Source organism: Thermogemmatispora sp. (assembly GCF_019683635.1).
Classification (GTDB): domain Bacteria; phylum Chloroflexota; class Ktedonobacteria; order Ktedonobacterales; family Ktedonobacteraceae; genus Thermogemmatispora.
In genome coordinates this window covers 1-18,853 of sequence record NZ_JADGIA010000096.1, presented here as the reverse complement: position 1 = coordinate 18,853, position 18,853 = coordinate 1, and the positions used below count along the sequence as shown (strand labels likewise).

General features: G+C 63.0%; 16 protein-coding genes. 8 read left to right on the top strand and 8 right to left on the bottom strand.

Going from position 1 to position 18,853, the window contains the following annotated elements; translation table 11 throughout:
• The 8 genes from IRZ31_RS12050 to IRZ31_RS12015 form a co-directional block, all read left to right on the top strand.
• Positions 1 to 557 (top strand): NotI family restriction endonuclease (locus IRZ31_RS12050; protein ID WP_297153979.1); only part of this gene is annotated, 557 nt, incomplete at its 5' end.
• On the top strand, positions 558 to 1,541 hold the full coding sequence (locus IRZ31_RS12045) for a DNA adenine methylase (RefSeq protein WP_297153977.1): 984 nt from the start codon (positions 558 to 560) through the stop codon (positions 1,539 to 1,541). It begins immediately after the preceding gene.
• A gap of 515 nt (positions 1,542 to 2,056) precedes the next feature.
• Positions 2,057 to 2,263, top strand: coding sequence for a hypothetical protein (locus tag IRZ31_RS12040; protein ID WP_297153973.1), 207 nt, complete (start codon positions 2,057 to 2,059; stop codon positions 2,261 to 2,263).
• A complete protein-coding gene (locus IRZ31_RS12035) occupies positions 2,211 to 2,444 on the top strand; it encodes a hypothetical protein (RefSeq protein ID WP_297153971.1) in 234 nt (77 codons plus the stop codon). Before IRZ31_RS12040 ends, IRZ31_RS12035 begins: the two co-directional genes overlap by 53 nt.
• A gap of 19 nt (positions 2,445 to 2,463) precedes the next feature.
• Positions 2,464 to 2,805 (top strand): divalent-cation tolerance protein CutA, encoded by a 342-nt coding sequence (gene cutA / locus IRZ31_RS12030; protein ID WP_297153968.1) that lies wholly within the window; start codon positions 2,464 to 2,466, stop codon positions 2,803 to 2,805.
• Between the two features lie 556 nt (positions 2,806 to 3,361).
• Entirely contained in the window at positions 3,362 to 5,272 is a 1,911-nt protein-coding gene (locus tag IRZ31_RS12025) for a hypothetical protein (protein WP_297153965.1), read from the top strand.
• Positions 5,273 to 5,341: 69 nt separating this feature from the next.
• The gene (locus tag IRZ31_RS12020) at positions 5,342 to 7,648 is read left to right on the top strand and encodes a hypothetical protein (protein WP_297153962.1); all 2,307 of its coding nucleotides are present in this window, start codon (positions 5,342 to 5,344) and stop codon (positions 7,646 to 7,648) included.
• 4 nt (positions 7,649 to 7,652) lie between these two features.
• Complete coding sequence (locus IRZ31_RS12015) at positions 7,653 to 8,780, top strand: hypothetical protein (RefSeq protein ID WP_297153961.1); 1,128 nt, start codon at positions 7,653 to 7,655, stop codon at positions 8,778 to 8,780.
• A gap of 35 nt (positions 8,781 to 8,815) precedes the next feature.
• Here the strand turns inward: IRZ31_RS12015 and IRZ31_RS12010 are convergent, their stop codons facing one another.
• The 8 genes from IRZ31_RS12010 to IRZ31_RS11975 all read right to left on the bottom strand — a co-directional run.
• Positions 8,816 to 9,727, bottom strand: coding sequence for a class I SAM-dependent methyltransferase (locus tag IRZ31_RS12010; protein ID WP_297153958.1), 912 nt, complete (start codon positions 9,725 to 9,727; stop codon positions 8,816 to 8,818).
• Positions 9,728 to 10,158: 431 nt separating this feature from the next.
• Positions 10,159 to 11,889, bottom strand: coding sequence for an NAD(P)/FAD-dependent oxidoreductase (locus IRZ31_RS12005; RefSeq protein ID WP_297153955.1), 1,731 nt, complete (start codon positions 11,887 to 11,889; stop codon positions 10,159 to 10,161).
• Between the two features lie 18 nt (positions 11,890 to 11,907).
• Positions 11,908 to 13,716, bottom strand: a complete 1,809-nt coding sequence (locus IRZ31_RS12000; RefSeq protein ID WP_297153983.1) for a YCF48-related protein — start codon at positions 13,714 to 13,716, stop codon at positions 11,908 to 11,910.
• Positions 13,717 to 13,934: 218 nt separating this feature from the next.
• The gene (locus IRZ31_RS11995; protein WP_297153952.1) at positions 13,935 to 15,620 is read right to left on the bottom strand and encodes a TCP-1/cpn60 chaperonin family protein; all 1,686 of its coding nucleotides are present in this window, start codon (positions 15,618 to 15,620) and stop codon (positions 13,935 to 13,937) included.
• A complete protein-coding gene (locus IRZ31_RS11990; protein ID WP_297153949.1) occupies positions 15,617 to 16,336 on the bottom strand; it encodes a hypothetical protein in 720 nt (239 codons plus the stop codon). The genes IRZ31_RS11995 and IRZ31_RS11990 overlap by 4 nt, the downstream gene beginning before the upstream one ends.
• A 223-nt stretch (positions 16,337 to 16,559) precedes the next feature.
• Positions 16,560 to 17,594 carry a carbohydrate ABC transporter permease gene (locus tag IRZ31_RS11985; protein WP_297153981.1) on the bottom strand — a complete coding sequence of 345 codons (1,035 nt, stop codon included), beginning with the start codon at positions 17,592 to 17,594 and terminating at the stop codon, positions 16,560 to 16,562.
• Between the two features lie 84 nt (positions 17,595 to 17,678).
• Positions 17,679 to 18,620, bottom strand: coding sequence for a sugar ABC transporter permease (locus tag IRZ31_RS11980; protein ID WP_297153946.1), 942 nt, complete (start codon positions 18,618 to 18,620; stop codon positions 17,679 to 17,681).
• Between the two features lie 46 nt (positions 18,621 to 18,666).
• Positions 18,667 to 18,853: hypothetical protein (locus tag IRZ31_RS11975; RefSeq protein ID WP_297153944.1), on the bottom strand; the 187-nt coding region annotated here is incomplete at its 5' end.

The following is an 18,853-nucleotide window of genomic DNA, read 5'->3' as shown; positions in this document are numbered from 1 at the left end:
CGTCTAATTCGTCGGCAGCGTCAGATGTTTATAAGAGTCAGGAAGTACAGGCTGTGTATATTTCTGGCAACGTTCGCGCCCCTTTTGAGCAGTATATGACTGCTCCTAGGCAACGAGCGAATATGGACTGGTCACGGCAGCGCTTTTATCCCCGGCCTGATTATCTTTCGTCTTCTCGCAAACGCCTAGCTCCGCAGCTATTGTATAAAGGGGCAATTCTCTCAGCTTGGGGGAAAAAGATGGCAGTTGCTGTTGACGGTAATTTTTTCGCCACGTTACCACCAATGGAAGCTACCGCTCCTGAGTATGCAGAAATTGCCTGGCTGATCTACGATCTTCAGCATCGGGAGCAAGAAAACCGTTATTATCTTACACACACAAGAACTGTTTACACAGCTTTCCAGACAGCTCTTACAAAAATTATTACGGCAGAGCCAGGCTATCCAGACGATTTCCTGCAATTGCTCCAGAGCCGGCTTGATTCCAAGCGAAGAAACGGAGGTCAACAGAAAAGCCTCTTTGAGATTTCGGAGCCGCATGAGTGGGAGGAGGATTGAGTGGCTTCAAAAGAACAACCCTTCTCGTTGATGGTCCCTCTCTTTGCTGATGGCCCCGTGGTCAGCAGCTCCAGCAGCCCTATCCCCAGCCAGGGGGAACTGGCACGGCCCATCAATGTAGCCAGCGTGCCCCAACGTAGCCCCTTTCGCTATCCAGGCGGCAAGACCTGGCTTGTTCCTTACATACGCCGCTGGCTCTCTCCCGCGAGCAGAGCAGCCCGCGGTCTGTCGCCAGCGCGCCCGACTGTGCTGCTAGAACCCTTCGCCGGCGGCGGCAGCGTCAGCCTGACAGCGGTGGCTGAGGGCCTGGTCGAACGGGCGCTGATGGTAGAGCTGGACGAGGATGTAGCAGCGGTCTGGCAAGCACTCTTGCAAGAGAGTGCACGCACTCAGCTTCTGCAGCTTCTGCACTCTTTCGAGCTGACACCGACAGCGGTAGGGGATTGGCTGGCCCGAGAGCGCCACACCCTTTCTCTCGCCGAGCATGCCTTTCAGACCTTGCTCCGCAACCGCGTCAGCCACGGCGGTATTCTGGCCCCGGGCGCCGGTCTTCTCAAGCACGGCGAAGATGGACGCGGCTTGCGCTCGCGCTGGTATCCCGCCACGCTGCGGCGGCGCATCGAAGAGATCGCCCGCCTGAGTCCACGTCTCACCTTCATGCAGGGCGATGGCCTGGAGCTGCTGCGCCAGTACCAGGAGCGCCTTGACGTGGCCAGCTTTATTGACCCTCCCTATACGCTCACTGGCAAGAGAGCCGGGCGTCGTCTCTACCGCTACGCCGAGCTTGATCACGAGGCCCTCTTTGCGCTGGTGAGCCACCTCGCGGGCGATTTTCTGGTCACGTACGACGACACACCAGAGGTACGCGCACTGGCCAGGCGCTACGCTCTGACCCTGGCCGCCGTGCCTATGCGCACAACCCATCACACGCAGCAGATGGAGCTGCTCATCGGGCGTGACCTGCGCTGGTTGGAGACATCATAGAGAGAAGGGCCTTGTCTGCTTGCTGGTCTTTTTGGGGAACGGACAGGGCCCTTCTCTTCGCGCTTCTCCTGAGAGCCTAGCCCTCATACTATATGCTTTCCTCTCAGCAAGGAAGGGAAGACAGAGGAGACTCCATCGCTTCCCCCTCTTTCCAGTTCCACAGCTCTATCTCCCCGCTTTGGGTCGATCTAGGGCCTCCGATAGGAGAGGGACGGACGCGCCAGCCAGACACCCAGTATCAGCCCACACAGTAGACAGAGCAGGGCAATCGTACAGAGCAACCAGACATCTAGTGTCACCATGTGCAACCTCCTGCTTATTATTGACATTCAATATATTTGCCATATAATTTATATAGAAAGCTGCCCTATCTCGCTCTAAGCATAGCACCCCCCTGGCACGCCAGGAACCTCCAGCAAGGAGCCAGCGCAGGAGCAGCAACGGGGCCAGGAGCATACAGGGTAGGGGCCAACAGGGGGCCAGCTAGATTTCTCCATATCAAGCTGGCGCAGATCGTGCGGATGATCAGCACCTGGCAGGGCCACGCTCTCGCCTGTGAAGAGGTACAGGCGCTGATCGATCAGGAGCTAGTCATGATCGACGATACGCTGCAACACTACAGCAGGCAAGAAGGGTTAGAGCTATCGCGGCGCGAGGCGCTCGTCACTATTGCTGCCCTCCCCACGGTTCTGCTCTCCTGGCGCCGCCCGCCTGATCGGTGAGCTGGATCTCTTCGCCCGCTATGTACGCCAGGGGGCCGAGTTGGCCCTGACGCTGCACAGCCAGAAACGCTATAATGAGGTCCGCGAAGTCTTTCAGCGGGCGCCGCGCTCCTGGCAGCATGAGCCACAGATTCAGCGGCTGGCCCGTGATTTCTTCAAGCCGTTGCCTAGCTCAGGTTGAAGGAAGGATGACGCAGACAATGGCAGAGTTTCTTGAAGTACGCACAACCATCGATTCGGAGGAGGGCGCTCGCCGCATCGCTCAGCAGCTTGTCGAGCAGCGCCTGGCCGCCTGCGTGCAGATCTCCGGTCCGATCCAGAGCGTCTACTGGTGGCAGGGAGCCATCGAGCAGGCCCAGGAATGGCTCTGTAGCGCCAAGACGCGCGCCGATCTCTACAGCGCTGTCGAGCAGGCCATCCGCGCAGCCCATACCTACGAGGAGCCGGAGATCATCGCCGTGCCGCTCGTCGCCGGCAGCGAGGGCTACCTGCGCTGGCTGACGGCTGAGACGACTCGCCCCACAAGCGGCAATCCGCAGTGAGCCAGCGCTGAGTAGACAGCGGACAGGAGCGGAGCCTGTTCCCCTCCTGCTCTCCTGTCCGCCGCTTTTCTAGCGTGACGCGACTTGACGGAAAGCCAGGCAAGGATCGCCGGCAAAAACAACTCCCCCGTTGATCCTCTCTCCATGAGATCAGACTAATCAGCACATCCTGCCAGCTTCTCATCAGTCAGACAATCATTGGATCATCGGCCTCCCAGCACCAGCTATCGCCCCGCCAACGGTGACCGACCCTTGCCGAAAAGGGAAGCCCTTCAGCCAGGGTTTTGCAGCGAAGAGAAGAGTGTTTCTCTTGATTGTGGCGCCTCCTTTGGAGTATAGTAACTCTCATCAATGGGGCTGCGTCGGGAAAGAGAGGTGTCCGCGATGGCCGCGGGTGCCTCCACTAGTCGATCTTGCCTGATAGCCAGGCTGTAGATCAGTTCACCTCTTCCTGGTGGGAGAAGGCCCACCAGCGAAGAGGCCTATTTCTCCCAAGGCCAGGTAATTGCGGTGGGTGGTTGCCATAAGCAGCCCGCGAGATGGTGGGAGCACGCTGATGGCTAAGCTCTTTCTGGCGAAGGACGAGAGCCACTACTATATTGTCGCAGGCAAGAGTCAGGGCACCTTTCAGCTCTCGCTGGCGGGCCTCTTCTGGTTGGCTCAGATGCAGACTCCATTCCCCCGCCCTGGTAGACAGAGAGATGAGGGCGTCCCGCTCACATGGGGTACATTTCGTAAGCTGAGAGACGAAGGCTACCTGTTTACGAAAGGCCTCTCTCTCTCAGCTACTACCAGCCGGCCCGGCCACCACAAGTACGACGATGACGATCAGGAGCAGGATACAGACGAGGCCTCTGTACCGGCAGGGCTTCCCTTGTTGCTGCGCACGGAAGGGGAAGGCCCCGAAGAGCACTGGCAGCTCTTTCTCGATCTCTCCGACCTGAACGAGGAGACCTGGCAGGAGCTGCAACAGCTCGCTGGCTCGACAGCTGGTGCTCGCTTGCTGGCCGGTCGAAAGGAGCTGGCCAGCAGCGAATCGCTCAGGCATCTCTTCTTTTCTCCTCTTCTACCGGTCCATCCCCAAGCCGAAGCCTATCAGCTCTGCTGTCAGCTGCCAGATGGATACCACCCGCTGGGGGCAGCACCCCGGACGCCTGGTCTCTGCCCGACCTGGCAGGGCACGCTCTTTTATCAGGAGGAGGATGCCGAGCTGCCTCGGCGCCTGCTCCGCGGCGAACGCATCAAGCTCTATGCCGGAATACGGCTCTACTGGCTTGTACAAAACAATCATGACGTTCAGCGAGGACTGCTCCGGAACTGGCCAGGCTCGGCGCGTCCGCTTGGCCCACCCATCGCTGACTGGCAGCTGTGGGAACTGGAGCTGACGCCCTCAACCCTGGCCACGCAGGATGCAGAGGCCCGGCTTGAGCGCTGGCTGAACTACAGCGAACTGAAGTTGCAGCAGCCGAGCTGGTCGCTGATGCTGCTCAGTCCGCCCCTGCTGCTCCCGAAGGAGAGTTCACCCGTCCTAGGTCCTCACTCTAAGGTGATCATCGGCTGCAGACCACCTGCTACCAGCCTGGCCCCTCTCCAGTCAGGGCGACAGCTCGCCCTGACGTTGGATCTGCGTCTCTCTAAAGAGGGCAATGGTCCACCTCTAGAGCGGCGGTTTTCACTGACCGGAGAGGCCAGCATGGTTTACGTGGCACTGGACAGTTTGGAGCCAGGGACCTATCAGCTCGGGCAGGGGAACCTGCCGGATCGCTTGACCTTCACTCTTGATCCCTGCGCCGCGCAGGCCGGGACTGATCCCTTGCCGCCGGAATTGCTGGCGGGCTTGCGCTGCACTGCGGTGACCGAGGGCGACGCCCGGCAGGAGTTCGCCGCCTTCAGCCCCACGGCAGAGGAGGCAGCGGGAGCCACAGAGTCACGCCGCCTTCTGTTGAAGAGCGCAGAGGAGGGAGCCACGCTGGTATGGGAGCTGGCTCCGTCGGGCCTGCCGGTCAGCGTTTCCTGGCGCTGGTGCACTGCAGAAGCGTTCTGGGACCAGGGCCGTGCCTTCTCTCCGGTGACCACGGGCGAGAAGCTGACAGCCCTCTGGCAGCAGCAGATCTGGCCGGCGCTCGCCAGGGCCAGCCAGGCCCGTCTGATCTTCGACGGGGGTGCCCTGGGCTGCCTGGAGATCTCTCTAGAGTCTGCACCCAGACCGGTCGCTGCATCACTACGGCTCAGGACTGCCCAACGCGCGCAGTTGCTCTGGCTGGGCAACTGTCTCACCGCCCTGCCAAGGGCTGAGCTTGCCCATACGCCAGGGCTTCCGGTCGCTCTGCAGCAGCGGCTGCGCGCTCTGGAGCAGGCCGCCCGTCAGGACGATCCGCCGCTGGCCCTGGCGCTGCGGCGCCTCCTGACTGCTCGCTTGCAGCCCTGGATAGTGGCCCGCCTAATGGCCGTCTTCCAGGAGCACTAGCACGATCATTCGGCACACTCTTTGCTCTGCTCGCCTCGCTGTTCCCTTCGGATCGGAAAGGCTTCAACTATGATCGACGTAGAAAGCTATCAATGGATTGGAATTATTCATCAGGACAATTTAAAGGAAAATGTTGCTTTTCTTACCCCTCTAGCGTTCTTCGATGATGAATCCCGGACCTGGGAGCCTCTCACCTGGCAGGCTCACAAAAGCTGCTTTCCCAACGCCGGTAAGGTTGCCTGGCCACGCGGGCCGAGTGAATGGAGATCAGAGCTGCTCTATAGCTTTCGCGTTGAACCGACGCAGGGTCGCGAGGAGTTCAAAGATTCACCGACCTACTCATACTACCGCATCGCTGGTTCCCCCTGGCCCTCGCCCGAGGGACTGGCCCAAGTCCTCGACTGGAGCACTACCCCGAGGGAGCGGCTCGTTGCCAGGCTGAGCGAATCTTTCACCAGGCCATGCTATACGAAAACCATCTATATCCAGCATGGGCGCCAGCTCTATGGACCCATCCCGCTAGACAGCGAGCGGCTGCGTCCTCTCGCCTACAGCAGCGGCACTACGGAGCAGACGCTGCATGTCAGCGTCTGCGACCCTCCCCAGGATGAGCAGGCTATCCTTACCTTTCAGCTTGACAATGGCGAAGAGCTGCGCCTTCTGGCGGTCGAGCCTCGCGCTGGCACCGAGCAGCAGGACTGGTCGCCTCCAGGCGTCATTATCAAACAGCTCATCAAAGCCCATCGCATGCTGTCCCAGGTCGGAGATGACGATCTGGAGCAGATGCGGTACGTTCTCAAAGCCTTCAAGCATGCCCTCAGCACCCAGGAGCCGTCAGTGTGCCCACTACTGCCGGATACCGTCGCACGCGCCTGCCTCCTGCTTCAGGAGGAAGAGCAGGCTATCGCCTCCCTGGCAGAGTTCAGCGACTTCCTGCTCCAATTGCCCACCGTCCAGCGCCAACTGAAAGCAGCCTGCGAAGAGGCCAGCCAGCAAGCCTATGAGGCAGCTCTGCAGCAGGTCCGCCAGGAGCTGACCCTGTTCCGTCACGAGCAGGAGGAGTCAATCGCGCGCGAGCTCGAGGCCCGCTTTGCCGAACAGCGCCAGCAGCTCGCCGAGGGTCAGAGACAGCTTGATAGGCTGACACACTCTATTAAAGAAGCCTCCGATGAGCTTGAACTCTATGAAGAGGAAATAATCAATAAAAAGAAAGAGATAGAAGCGCAAAAGCGTTTACTTCAGAAAGAAGAGGCCCAGCTTCAAGCCTTCGAAGCCCACTTCCGACAGCGTCTGGAAGAGTTACGGCAGCAACCGCTAGAAGCGCTGAGCCAGGTGCTTGCGGATCACTGGCTCCTGGCGGCCAGCGCCGGTAGAGACAGTAGGCCAGGCAGCAGTAGAGACATGGGTAGCGGCAGAGATACAGGCCCCGCCCACTCTCAGAGCACCGAACAGCTCTGGCCAGAGCTGGCCAAAGACGGGTCGGGTAAGTTCATTCCCGATCCTTCTACCCTGCTTGATCTGGTGACCGTCCGTCAGGCGGCCTGGCAACACGGCGCCAAGCCGGCGGCTGTGCGCCTCTGTATCGTTGCCCTCCTGGCGGGTCTCATTCCCACGCTCAGCGGCCCCGCCGCTCTCGCCACACTGGAAGCCCTTAGCCTGGTGCTCAGCGCCGGACGCCTCTGCCGGGTCGCCATCCCGCTGACAGCAACGCAGCCGCTCGACCTCTTCGGCCAGCTCAGGCCCACAGAGCGCCTTTTCCTACCCACCAGCTCCCCGCTGGCCGATACCGTATTGTGGGCCGCTGAGCATCCCGAGCAACTGGCCATCGTTGTTCTCGAAGGGCTGGACCGTCTTCCCGGCGCTCCAGTCTACGTGCCGCTGCTACAGCAATACATCGCCCTGCAACAGCGTCCTGCGGCCAGGCCGACACCGGTGCCACTCTTCCATCCCCAGACACTCCCTTCTGACGATCCCTACCGCTCACTGGCGGCCTTTCGCTGGCCAGGTAATCTGCTGCTGACCGCGACCTGCGATGACGATCTGCACAGCCTGCCGCTACCCAAGATCACCAGGGGCTGGCTGGTCCACCTTGATCCCAGCCAGCTTACGCTCAACCGGAATCAGCAGCAGCTTAACGGTCGCCAGGAGCGGAGCGAGGTCGCCGCCACGGACTGGCACCGCTGGCGCCTGACCGTCAATCAAGCGCTCGTGAGCGCAGCCAGCAACGAGGCAAGTGCCAGCGCGTCCTCTCCCATCGTGGGTCTGCTCAAGCAAACTGCCAGCTGCTTCGATTGTTCCTTCGATGAGCATCTTCTCAGCAAGGCGGCCCTTGATCCCAGCACCGGGCCTGCTGCTTCCCTGGAGGAGGTGGACTAAGGCCATGACCGTCGATATCGAGCTGCTCCAGGGCGAACAGGCCAGATACTTCGTCACTTCCTCGCTGCTGGGAACTATCCAGGCCGCGCCGGCGGCACTGCAGGCCGAAGCCGTACGCGCAGTTCTCTGGGCCTTGTGCCGGGGAGGCACCCACTCCTTGAGCGGCGACACTCCCGTGTCGACACGCACCCTGCTCTATCACGCACGCCGCCTGCTGCTGCCTTTCCTGGAACCACAGCCTGCTTCCCTCAGCGCCGACCAGGGCCAGCCTGACGGCTCCGGCTTCGCTTCCACACAGGCCAGAGAGCAGATCGATCGCCGGCTCCTGGAGCGCCTCGCCGAGCAAGGCGATCTCCTCCAGATCAGACACACAGAGTGGCATTGGCTACCGGCCCCTCCGCGTCTCGTTCCGCTGGGCAGCCGCTATCTGCTCGCCGGTGGTCTCCCCCTGCATGCGCTGCCCGGGACGCTCCAGAAGCAGATCACGCTGCGCACCACTCTGCGCCTGCTCCGGCTCACTGCAGATAAGGACTGGCCCTACACCTACCAGAGCCTGGCGAGCTGGCTCGGCCCTCAGCCACCCAGCCTGCGCGAGCTACAGAGCGCTTTCCTGCAGACCCCGCTCGCTCCCGTGGAGAGAACCCCAACGGCGAGCGACCAGATCGAGGTCTATCTACCCCAGGGTCACGGCCCCCAGGAAGAACGCTGGCAGCCGCTGATACGCGCGGTCACGGCGTCGGGGCGCTACCTGCTGCGCAGGCCAGGCTACTGGTCACCTGGACGCTTCTACTACAGCATCGTGCTGCTGCGTCAGGGGCAGATTCTGCAGGAATCCCCGCTTGAAGATCAGGACATCACCCGCTTCTGCTACGCCCTCGATCAGGCCGCCGGCAGACGCACAATAGCCCACTGGTATGGCCAGGCCGGCGGCCAGACACTGGAGCTGCACCTCGAAAGCCGCCTGCCCAGACGCGAGTACCGCCTGTTGCTGGCCCTGAGCGCACGGCTCACTACCGAGCGCAGCACCCCTCTCCGCTATCGCTGGCAGGGCATCGCCGTCGAAGATAGGCCCCGCCTTGAGGAAGCGCTGCGACCCCTGGGCCTGACCTTCGCTGAACATTTCAGCCGCTGAGTCGAGACCCGTCGCCAGCGCGCGTCAGGCCCACTTCAGGGCCGCGGCTTGCGGCCAATGGTGACGTGAAACTGGAACTCGGTGCCGTAGTTGCGCCACTCCTCCGGCAGCGAGGCCAGCAGCTCACGCCATTCTTCTACCGGCATAAAGGATGCCACGCGCTCGGTGAGCGCCGACATCACAGCCAGCATATCTTTCTCCAGCAGGCGCCCACCCTGGCCGCCAGCCTCACCCATCATCACACCATAGGTCCGCTTCTCGACGGCGATCGCCCCCGCCTGCGTCAAGAGGGTCGGCATATTGAGGGCAATCAGCGGATCAAAGCCCCAGCCCGCAATCGCCCGATTGACCAGATCGCGCAGATGGGCCGAGCGCGGCCCCGGATGATTGAAATACATGCCAGCCTCCGTCAACTGTAACCAGCCGCCAGGACGCACCAGGCGCAACAGCTCGCGCAGCACCTGCGGCCAGGCCGAGGCCGGCACCGCCAGAATCAGCAAACGCTGATGGACCAGATCAAAGCTGTTGTCAGGCAAGGGCAGCCCCTTGAGGACGTCGCCATAGACATAGTCAACGTTGGCCGGCACCGTCGGCAAGCGCTCCGGCGGCTCAACGTCCACCCCCACCACCTGACAAAGCGGATAACGCTGCCCTACCTCGCGGGCCCATAGTCCCGTGCCACATCCCACATCGAGAATCGCCCGCGGATAATCGTCGAGCGGCGCAATAATGTGCTGCTTCTGCACGCTCATGAGCGCGTAATGCTGAAAGTTGAGGCGATCGATCTCGGCCTCATCCTTCGGTAAGGCATAGGGGACATCCTGGAGATAGCGACGCTGCCACTGCTGCTCTTCCTCTGCCCGCGCATCCTGTCCACGTGGCGTCAGCTCCCCCGTCTTGATCGCCGGCAGTCGCCGCGTCCTCCTAAACAGGCCCCATAAAGGCATCCTGGCCTCCTTCTCATGATGAAATACCTGGCTCTCTCCGTCCGTCCCCTGGTGAAGATCAGTGCCCTTACCCCATGCGCTAGATGCCGTTGCTCACGGAGACTGTCGCCCATCCAGGCGGCACAGGCCCCCCAACCTGCCAGGCTGGACAAGAGGCAAAGAGAGCGCCTTGTTCTCATCGCTCAGAAGAGAGTATACCTGGTCATCGCCCAAAAATGGAAGGATCTACTTGAACAGCAGATCGCTTATTCGATTGCTTCGCGCTTCCTCACAGCACAGTGAGCGATTGCAGCAATAATATCCGGCAACCGACCCCCCCAAAAAAAAGGGGCGCCGGCAGCCTTGACCAGGTGGCAGCCGCGCCCGTCTGTGATGGCCTGTCACGGCCTGCGTTCTTCCAGGGTCGGGGGAGCACGCACAGCCAGCAAGCTCTAGGCCAGCACCCCAATCATCTCTAGCTGTACCAGCAGCTCAAGGCCCGAACGCAACGGCAAGCGCTCCGTCTGCGGCAGGGCCTGCAGCGCCTTCGCCGTCTCCTCCAGGTGAGCCAGGGTATGCGCACCGTCGAAGAGCGAGAGCAGCACCTCCTCACCAGGATGCAGGTCCAGATAGCGCCCCGTCTGCCGATTAAGCACACGCCGCGTCTGGCGCACCGCTCCCTGATAGTAGTAGAGGCCCTCGCTCAGCTCCACCTCCTTGAGACGCAACGGGCGCCCGGCATACTGGGCGACCAGCTCCTCGCGGCAATAGGGTGCGCCAAAGAGGCCATTGACCAGCTGCTGCGCCTCATGCAGGGGGTAGCTGCCGAAGAGACTCAGCGACTCCGCTCGCGTCGCATAGCCCGAGGCCAGGCGCGTAAAAGCCTGGCGATCCGAGAGGTTCAGCTCGCTGCCGCTGCGCGCCAGAATGCGCCGCGCCTGCCAGAACCAGCTTTCCAGCGAAAAGTTATTGCTATACCAAAACGCCGCCATATCGCGATAGGCTTGCAAATAGGTGCGATAGGTCTGGGCATAAAATCCCCAATAGCGGCGGACCTCCTCATCGTCGCTGCAGGCGAAACTCGACACCAGGGTATAGGCCGCCTTCTGCCCCAGCTCATGGGCCAGCATCACGCCCGACGAGAGGATCGGATCGACAAAGCCCGCCGCATCGCCGACCATCGCCCACCCGGGTCCAGTGATCTGGCGGCTGCGGTACGACCAGTCTTGAATCGCGCAGACATCACGCCGCTGATCGGCAGCAATGCGTGTCAGGCGGGCCTCCTTGAGCAGATCGCGCACCTCATCGCAGGCCTGCAACTCCTCCAGATAGAGCTGCTCCGGTCCCGCGGGCAGTTGCTTGAGCGTCTGGCGATGGGTCACAAAGCCCACGCTCATCACATCACGTTTTAGAGGAATATACCAGATCCAGCCGCGCGGTGTGGTAATGATACAGATGCGCGTCAGCTCCGGGTAGCCCGTATACTCGTAGAGCCACTTCGCCCCCTGCCAATAGGCGAAGAGGGCATAGTTGTTCATCTGGGTATCGTACTCGCGCAGCTTGAGAGCATGGCCGAGCAGGGCCTGCTGCCCGCTGCAGTCGAGAACCCAATCGCAGTAGACAGTCTGCTGCAGGCCACGGGCATCGACAAATTCGACGCCGATGGCGCGCGGCGCCGCGCCGTTCTGACCGCCTGAGCCGTCGGAACTCCCCCCGCTCGCCGGTTGCTCAGGCTCGCGATCCCACAGCACGCGCGTCACACGCGCCCTCTGGCGCACTTCGACCCCCAGACTGGCGGCGTGGCGCAGCAGCAGATCATCGTACTCAGCACGCCGCACCTGCCAGGCCCGCGTGTAGAGTCGCGGCAGGCGCTTGCCCTGGGCGACAAGCTGCGAGATCAGCTCATCGAATTCGAAGCCCCACGGTTCGCGGCTGCGCCCCCAAATAAAGGTCGCCCCCAGCTTCTCCAAAAAGCCCGCGTTGGCCACCTTCTCGTAGGCGCCCATCTCCTCCAAAACCGGCGAGGCTCCCGCCAGCAGCGACTCCCCGACATGATGACGGGGAAAGGCTTCCTTCTCAAGCAGCAGTAGACGCAGCTGCGGCGCATAGCGGCGGGTCAGAGCAGCCACCGTGCTGCCCGCCGGCCCGCCACCGATGATGATGACATCATAGCGTTTGGTCATCGTTGGTGCCTCCTTTCCCTAGAGGCGACGCAGAGAGACCACTCCTCCGCTGAGCAAGACAAAGAGCCGTGTTGACGTACAGGCAATATCGGCAATCCGCACCAGCGGCAGCCCCTCATGTTGAGCCTGCCAGCTCTGGCCCAGATCATCCGAGCGGAAGATGCCGCCGCCTGCCAGCACGAAGAGCAGACGCTGCCCGGCATGCTCGCAGGACACGATCCGGCGAATGCCACCGCCACCGTGGCCGACCGGACTGCGGCGCCAGCTGCCGTCGGGCATCGCCAGCAGCAGAATGTTGCCGACCCCCAGAGCCAGCGGCTCGGCGCAGCTGGCCACCAGCGGCCAGTTGGTATCGGCCTCCAGTCCACGTATCCAGTTGCTCCCATCATCGGTCGAATACCAGAGGCAGACATGGTACTGCCGCGGATCATAGGTCGCCGCCACCAGATGCTCAGGGGTGGCCTGCAGGGCCGCCAGTAGCGTCACCCCAAACGGTGGCGTCAACTGACGCCAGCTCGCTCCATCGTTGGCACTGTGCCAGAGGTGCTGGCCATCGCCGCTGGCCACCCAGATATGGCGGGCCTGGCCACTATCGGCCCAGGTGATCAGCGTGTTGCCCTCCAGCGGCTCCGTCAGCAAGAGCTGATGCTCGCCGCTGGCCGGCCAGAGACGCAGCAGGCCCTCGGGACCAGCCAGTAGCAGCGTTTCGTCGTCGATCACAGCGCAACCCGTCAGCGGCAAGGTTAGCCCTTGCAGGCGCTGCCACTCCGCTGTCTCGCCCGCCTCGCTATCCATCAGCCGGGCCTGCAGCGGAGCCGTATGCGTCCCCAGCAACCACAGGCGCTCTCCCTGTGGCTGGAGACGCAGGAGATCATGAAGCGGCGGCAGCGGCAGGGCGCGCCAGCTCTGGCCATCGTCATCGCTCACCAGCACCCCCTCATCGCTGCCAGCGTAGAGCCGCCCCTGGCCCTGGCGACAGATATGGACCATCCGTCCGTCGACCGTCTGCCAGCTCCTCCCGCCATCGGTCGAGCGCAGCAGGCCGCGCTGCGTCCCCAGCAAGAGCGTTCCCGCCTCCGTGGTGAAGAGCGATAGAGGCGACGCCCCTGCCAGGCCGTCCGTGCTCGTCAACGGTTGCCAGTGCTCACCTTCGGCCTCAGCCCGCAGCAGGGTGCCATTGTCCAGAACCGCCAGCACTCCGCCATCGGCCAGGCGTGTCAGCCCCTCGATCGCCCCCTCAGTGCTCTCCAGGACCCGCCGCCAGCCTCGGCCACCGTCGCGCGAGCGATAGACCCCCTCATCGGTAGCCGCCAGGACCGTCAGCCTGTCCAGCCAGAGCAGATCGGTAATCTCCTGACTCTGCAAGCCAAAGGAGACGTTGCGCCAGGTACGCCCGCCATCGCTGCTGCGCAAGAGACCATTGGCCAGCGTCCCAGCCAGTAAGGTATTGTCACTGCCGAAGGTCGGCGAGGGTGCCAGCACCGTCACCCCAACGCTTCCATCCTCGATCTCGGAGCGCTGCCAACCAGCGCCTCCCGTGAGCGAATAGGCCAGACCACCGTTCCCCCCGGCCAGCAGCAGATTGCCATAGGCCCATAAGACCGTCACCGGCGCCGGCGGCAGGAGCACCGGCCCCGGCTCCCACGTTCCAGCCTCTACCTCTCCCGGCTTCTCGGAGGCCGCCCGATAGCAGGCGATACCTCCCAGACCACCAGCCCACAAGCGCCCCGGCGCCGGGGCCAGGGCATAGACTGGCGTCGGCAAGGCTGGCGTCATCAGCTCGCGCCAGGGCTGTCTGTCTGACTCCGATCCTCTCCCTGTGGTCATGCTCAAAAGCAGACACCTCCTTCCTCAGTGCTTACGGCACAGCTTCAGTTTCAGCGCCCAGCTCAGCAGGCGCTGCACCGTCAGCCTTTGTCATTATCGCAGACAGCCGCAAGCGCGCTGCTTCCTCAGCGCTCAACGGCCACAGAGTCACAGCCCAGGCCCTGCGGAGCAGCAGCGCCCCCGCCTGCGCCGGCGCAGATCGCTGGTCCGCTCTCAGTTCACCCGTGAAAAACCACCGCATCGGTCGTCACCAGCATCGTCGCCAGGCTGACCGCCGCTCGCAACGCCCCGCGTACAATGCTGCAACAGTCCAGGATGCCCTGCTCCCACATCGAGGCCACCTCACCGCGCAGGGCATCAAAACCATAGTCAGCCCCCCGGCGACGCACCTCCTCCAGCACCAGCGGCGGATGCACAGCCCCATAATTGCGCACAATCTGCAAAAAAGGCTCCTGCAGCGCAGCCTCCAGCAGCGCTACCCCCTGGCGCTCGTCGTCGTCGGCACAGGCAGCCCGCACCTCCTGCAGCGCCGGCAGGCAGTTGAGGAGGGCCACGCCACCACCAGGCACCAGGCCACCCTCGTAGGCCGCCTCCAAGACGCGCAGCGCCTTCTCCGCCTGCTCTTTTCTCAGCTCCAGCTCATGCTCGCTGATAGCCCCAATCTTGAGAATACCAATCCCGCCCGTCAGACGCGCCAGGCGCAGGCGCAGAAACTCCCACTCGCTTTGTTTTCCACGCGCGGCCTCACGCAGCTGAGCGCGCACGCCAGCCAGGCGCTGCTGAACATCGCGCGTGCATCCCTGACCGCCAATGATGGTCACCCCCGTGGGCGTCAGGATCGCTTGCTGCGCGCGGCCAAGCTGCTCACGCCGCAGATGCCGACAAAGCGTCCCGGTCAGCTCCGAGAGCACCGTGCCACCGGTCAGGGCCGCCATATCGGCCAGATCATCGTGCACCAGGGTCGCACCGCTGGAGAGGACCAGCAGGCCGAGCGTCACCAGGCCACGCACATGATTGGCCGTCAGCATGGTCAGGGCCGGCCCGCGAATGGCGCGCGCGATCACCAGCAGGGGGGGCCGGCCTGGCTCGGCCAGCACCAGTTCGAGCATGGGCAGCACCTGTTCAACTTCGTGCAGCTCCTCATCAGCAAGCACAATCCAGGGCTGACGCAGGATCAGCCCGGCCTCTCCCTCCGGCAAGAGGGCGCGCGCCGGGATGTAGCCATCCCACTTGCCACCGCGGATGTACTCGTGGTCGAGACCCGGCCTGGGCAGCTCCTCAGTGACAATGGTCGAGCACGGCCCCAGCACCTCGAACATGCGCGCCAGCACCTCGCTCAGCTCAACATCGCCCGTCGCCCCCAAAACCAGCGCCTGCACCTCCTCACAGCGCCCCAAGGGACGAGCCTGACGCTCCAGGGCCACCTCCGCCGCTTCAACGGCCCGCTGCAGTCCACGCGCCAGAGCCGGAGGACTGGCCCCCGCCGCCAATCGGCGACAGGCCTCGTGTACCAGGGCCCGCACCATGACCGCCGCCAGCGCTACCCCATCGCCATAGCGCTCGTGTAGCTCCAGCGCCATCTTGCGCAACAACATCGCCCCCAGATTGTCGCTGCGACTGCGCAGGGCGATGACACGCCGCGCAATGGTGCTGGCATCGGCCAGGACCTCGCACTCGCTGCGGGTGCGTTCGTTGAGAACCAGGGTGCGCGCCGGTCCCAGGGTCAAGGCCAGGGGCCGGGCCAGCAGATCGATGCCTCGCACCAGGAGGCGTAAGGCCCGCGGCAAGAGGATCAGCGAGGGCTGCTGCGCCACCCGCCTCAGCTCCGCAATCAGCCGTCGCGCCTCCGCCAGCCGATAGCCGGTCGTGACATCACGTGGATCACGCGGCCTCATCGTCGTCATGGTATGCCCACCTTCAACTCACCGCGACGCGCTAGCAGCACCAGCGCCCGCCTCCAGAGCAGCAGAGCCGCCAGGACCGGCGCAATCAGGAAGAAACCGGCGATCGAGAGATAGCCCACGAGCATGACAGCCAGGGCCAGCAAGAGCGAGCCGGCGGTCGGCAACGGATAGCGCCAGGCCAGTTGCAGGGCCTGCCAGAGCAGCGACCAGGCCCCTCGCCCCGGCTCCGTCAGGAAGAGCGGCACCCAGTAGACAGCGCTGAAGCATAGAATCAGCAGCACCAGGCGCAACAGTACATCAAGTGGCAAGAGTTGAAGCGGACTTACCACAACGATCAGCAGACAGAGAAGGCCACAGAGGCCCGGCAGCGGCGCCAGCGTGCGCAGGCTCGGCAGAAGCAAGCGGCCTAGTTCCTCGCGCACCGTCGCCAGGTCCAGCGGCTCCTGACGGTTGAGGCGAGCCACGCCGCTAAAGAGCACGGCTGTCGCCGGCATCAGGGCCAGGGCGCTGTAGAGCACCAGGAGCAGGCGCAGCACCAGCGGGAGCGCTGGCCAGGCCAGAGCCACCAGCGCTGGCAGCAGCTGCACGGCCCAGCCCACGTTGAGGGCCACCAGCCGCTCTAGCTGATCGCGCAACAGGGCAAAGGCGCCCCAGATCGGACGGCGCAGGGTCTCCTCTGGGAGGACATCGGCCTCGAACTCTTCAAAGAACGGCATCGTCTCTGTTCTCCCTGTGCCCGGAAAGCACAATATAACCGATAAATATGCCATGAATGCCTGATAGACGTATGCAGCACCGGCACGGCGGGCAGGTATTCAGACACGCTGTCTGTCGCCCCTACCCGTCGTGCCCCGCGGTACCCGTTGATGTCGTCGGCCAGCCGGATGCTCGCCGACGCCTGCCAAGACGAGCCGGTAGGCCACCCAGACGGAAGCGGGCCTACTTCAGGCCCTGGATACGAACGCCGCGCAGCAGATACTCGCGGCAGAGAATAAACATGACGAAGATTGGGAAGGTCTGCAGGAGGGCCAGCACCATCAGGCCATTCCACGAGAGGCCCGCCGCCAGAGCCGAGCGCATGGCCGCCGATTGGCTCAGGGCCGTGGCGCGGTCCATCACGCCCGAATTGATGAAATTGTTCATGACTGTGTAGATGGCTAGCGCCGTCGGAGCCTTATCATTGCTCTGAATCACCAACTGCGGCCACAGGAAGCTATCCCAGACGGCATAGAACTGAATCCAGGCCACCACCGAATAGACCGGGATGCTCATCGGGAAGACAATGCGGCGGAAGATGTTGAACTCCGAGCCACCATCGACGCGCGCCGCCTGCAGCACCGAGTCGGGGATGGTGTCGAAGTAGCCCTTGAAGATCAGGTAATTGTAGGCATTGAAGATGCCCGGCACAATAATGGCCCAGGGCGTATCGTAGAGCGAGAGCGTTGGGAAAGGCTGATCGGTGCCCGGCAGATTGGGAACGGAGGCCCCAGGCAGGGCGAAAGGGAAATTGAGCGTCAGGAAGAGCATCGGGATCAACAGCACCGCCAGCGGAATCATCAGGGTGCCGATAAAGAAGAGGAAGGCCCAGCGTGCGCGCCGTCCACGCAGCAGCTTGCTGGTAGCGTAGGCGGCCATCGAGGTCACTGGCAGCGAGATCAGCAGGGTCACGGAGGTCATGAAGAACGAGTTCCAGAAATAGACCCAGAACGGTTCTCCCGCCGATCCGGCCAGCAAAGCCCCGGCGCCGCTGTTCTCGGCCCACTGGATCACCAGCTTCCAGGCCGCCAGCGTGGGATGCAGCGGCCAGAGCACCGGCGTCGTCGATAGCGTGTCCTGTGCCGGCGTGATCGAGGTCACGATCATGATATAGAATGGCACCAGGTGGGTCAGGACGCCCAGGGACAACAGGGTCACCATCAGCCACCAGCCCAACCTCAGCAAGGGCTGCTTTCTGCCAACCTTTGGGAACAGCATAGACACAACAAACACACTCCTTCTGCTACCTGACTGACCAACTTGCGCGCTCGTGCCCGGTCAGCCGCCTCCCAGAACAGGCGGTCAGGCATCCGGGTCCTCCTTGAAGAAGGTGCGGAAGAGCACCACGATGGCAAAGATCAGCAGGAAGAGATAGATCGAGAGCGCTGTGGCATCGGCGTAGCGCTGGTTCTGGATATAGGAGAAGAGGTAGAGCATCACCGTGCGACTGGCCCCCTCGGGCTGGCCGCCCGTGAGAATCTGCGGCCAGGTATAGTCTTGCAGCCCCTGGATGATGCCGTACACCAGCATGACGGCGATCACTGGACGCAGACGCGGCAGGGAGACGGTCCAGATCTTGCGCCAGAAGCCGGCCCCTTCGATCTCCGCCGCCTCAAAGTAGGAGCGCGGGATGCCCTGCAGAGCCGCCATATAGGCCAGGCCAGCGACGCCCGGCCCCGCCACAACCACCGCCGGGAAGACCAGCCAGAAAAGCACCTGATGCGGATCGTTGAGAAATGGCTGGTGCGGCAGATGGAGGATCTCGGTGGCGATGTACTCCAGCAGGCCGTACTGCTCGTTGTAGAGGTAGCGCCACAGGATGCTGTTGGCGATGACGCTGATCGGCAGGAACCAGAGGATCATCATCCAGCGCATCAGACGGGGCGGCAGCTCCATCAGGAAGATGGCAATCAGCAACGGGAAGATGAAGGTCAGGGCTACCAGCATGGTGCCGTAGAAGAAGGTGACGCGAAAGGCCTGCCCTACCAGGGGGTCGTTCCAGACCCGAAGGTAGCTCTCCAGTCCGGTAAAACGACTGGGCAGCATCGGCTGAGCGTCGGTGAAGCTGATGAGAAAGGCCATCAGCAGCGGATACCAGCCCCAGACAAGCTGAAAGAGGGCCGCCGGCAACAGAAAGAGCCAGGTCTCTAGCCGGCTGCGCCGCCGCAGGCGCTGCGCCTGGGCCGGCTGCTCCGCTTCGCTCGCTCTCGCTGGAACCGCTACTTCGGTGAGCGGCTCAGACATTGCTCTCGTACTTCCTTCCATAGAGGGCCACTTGCTTCCGTTTCTATTACCTCAAGCGACCGGCTTGTGCGCTGCGCCCGGGTCGGACCGAACACGGACCGGGCGCGGCCAGGTCCAGGAGGGGCGCCCGCCGCTTCTCCGGCTTCACCAGAGCGGCATCTTCCCTGACCAGAAACGCATCGGGGGACTGCAGGGCGCCAGAGGGACCGGCTGGCAGATGGGCAGACGGACAG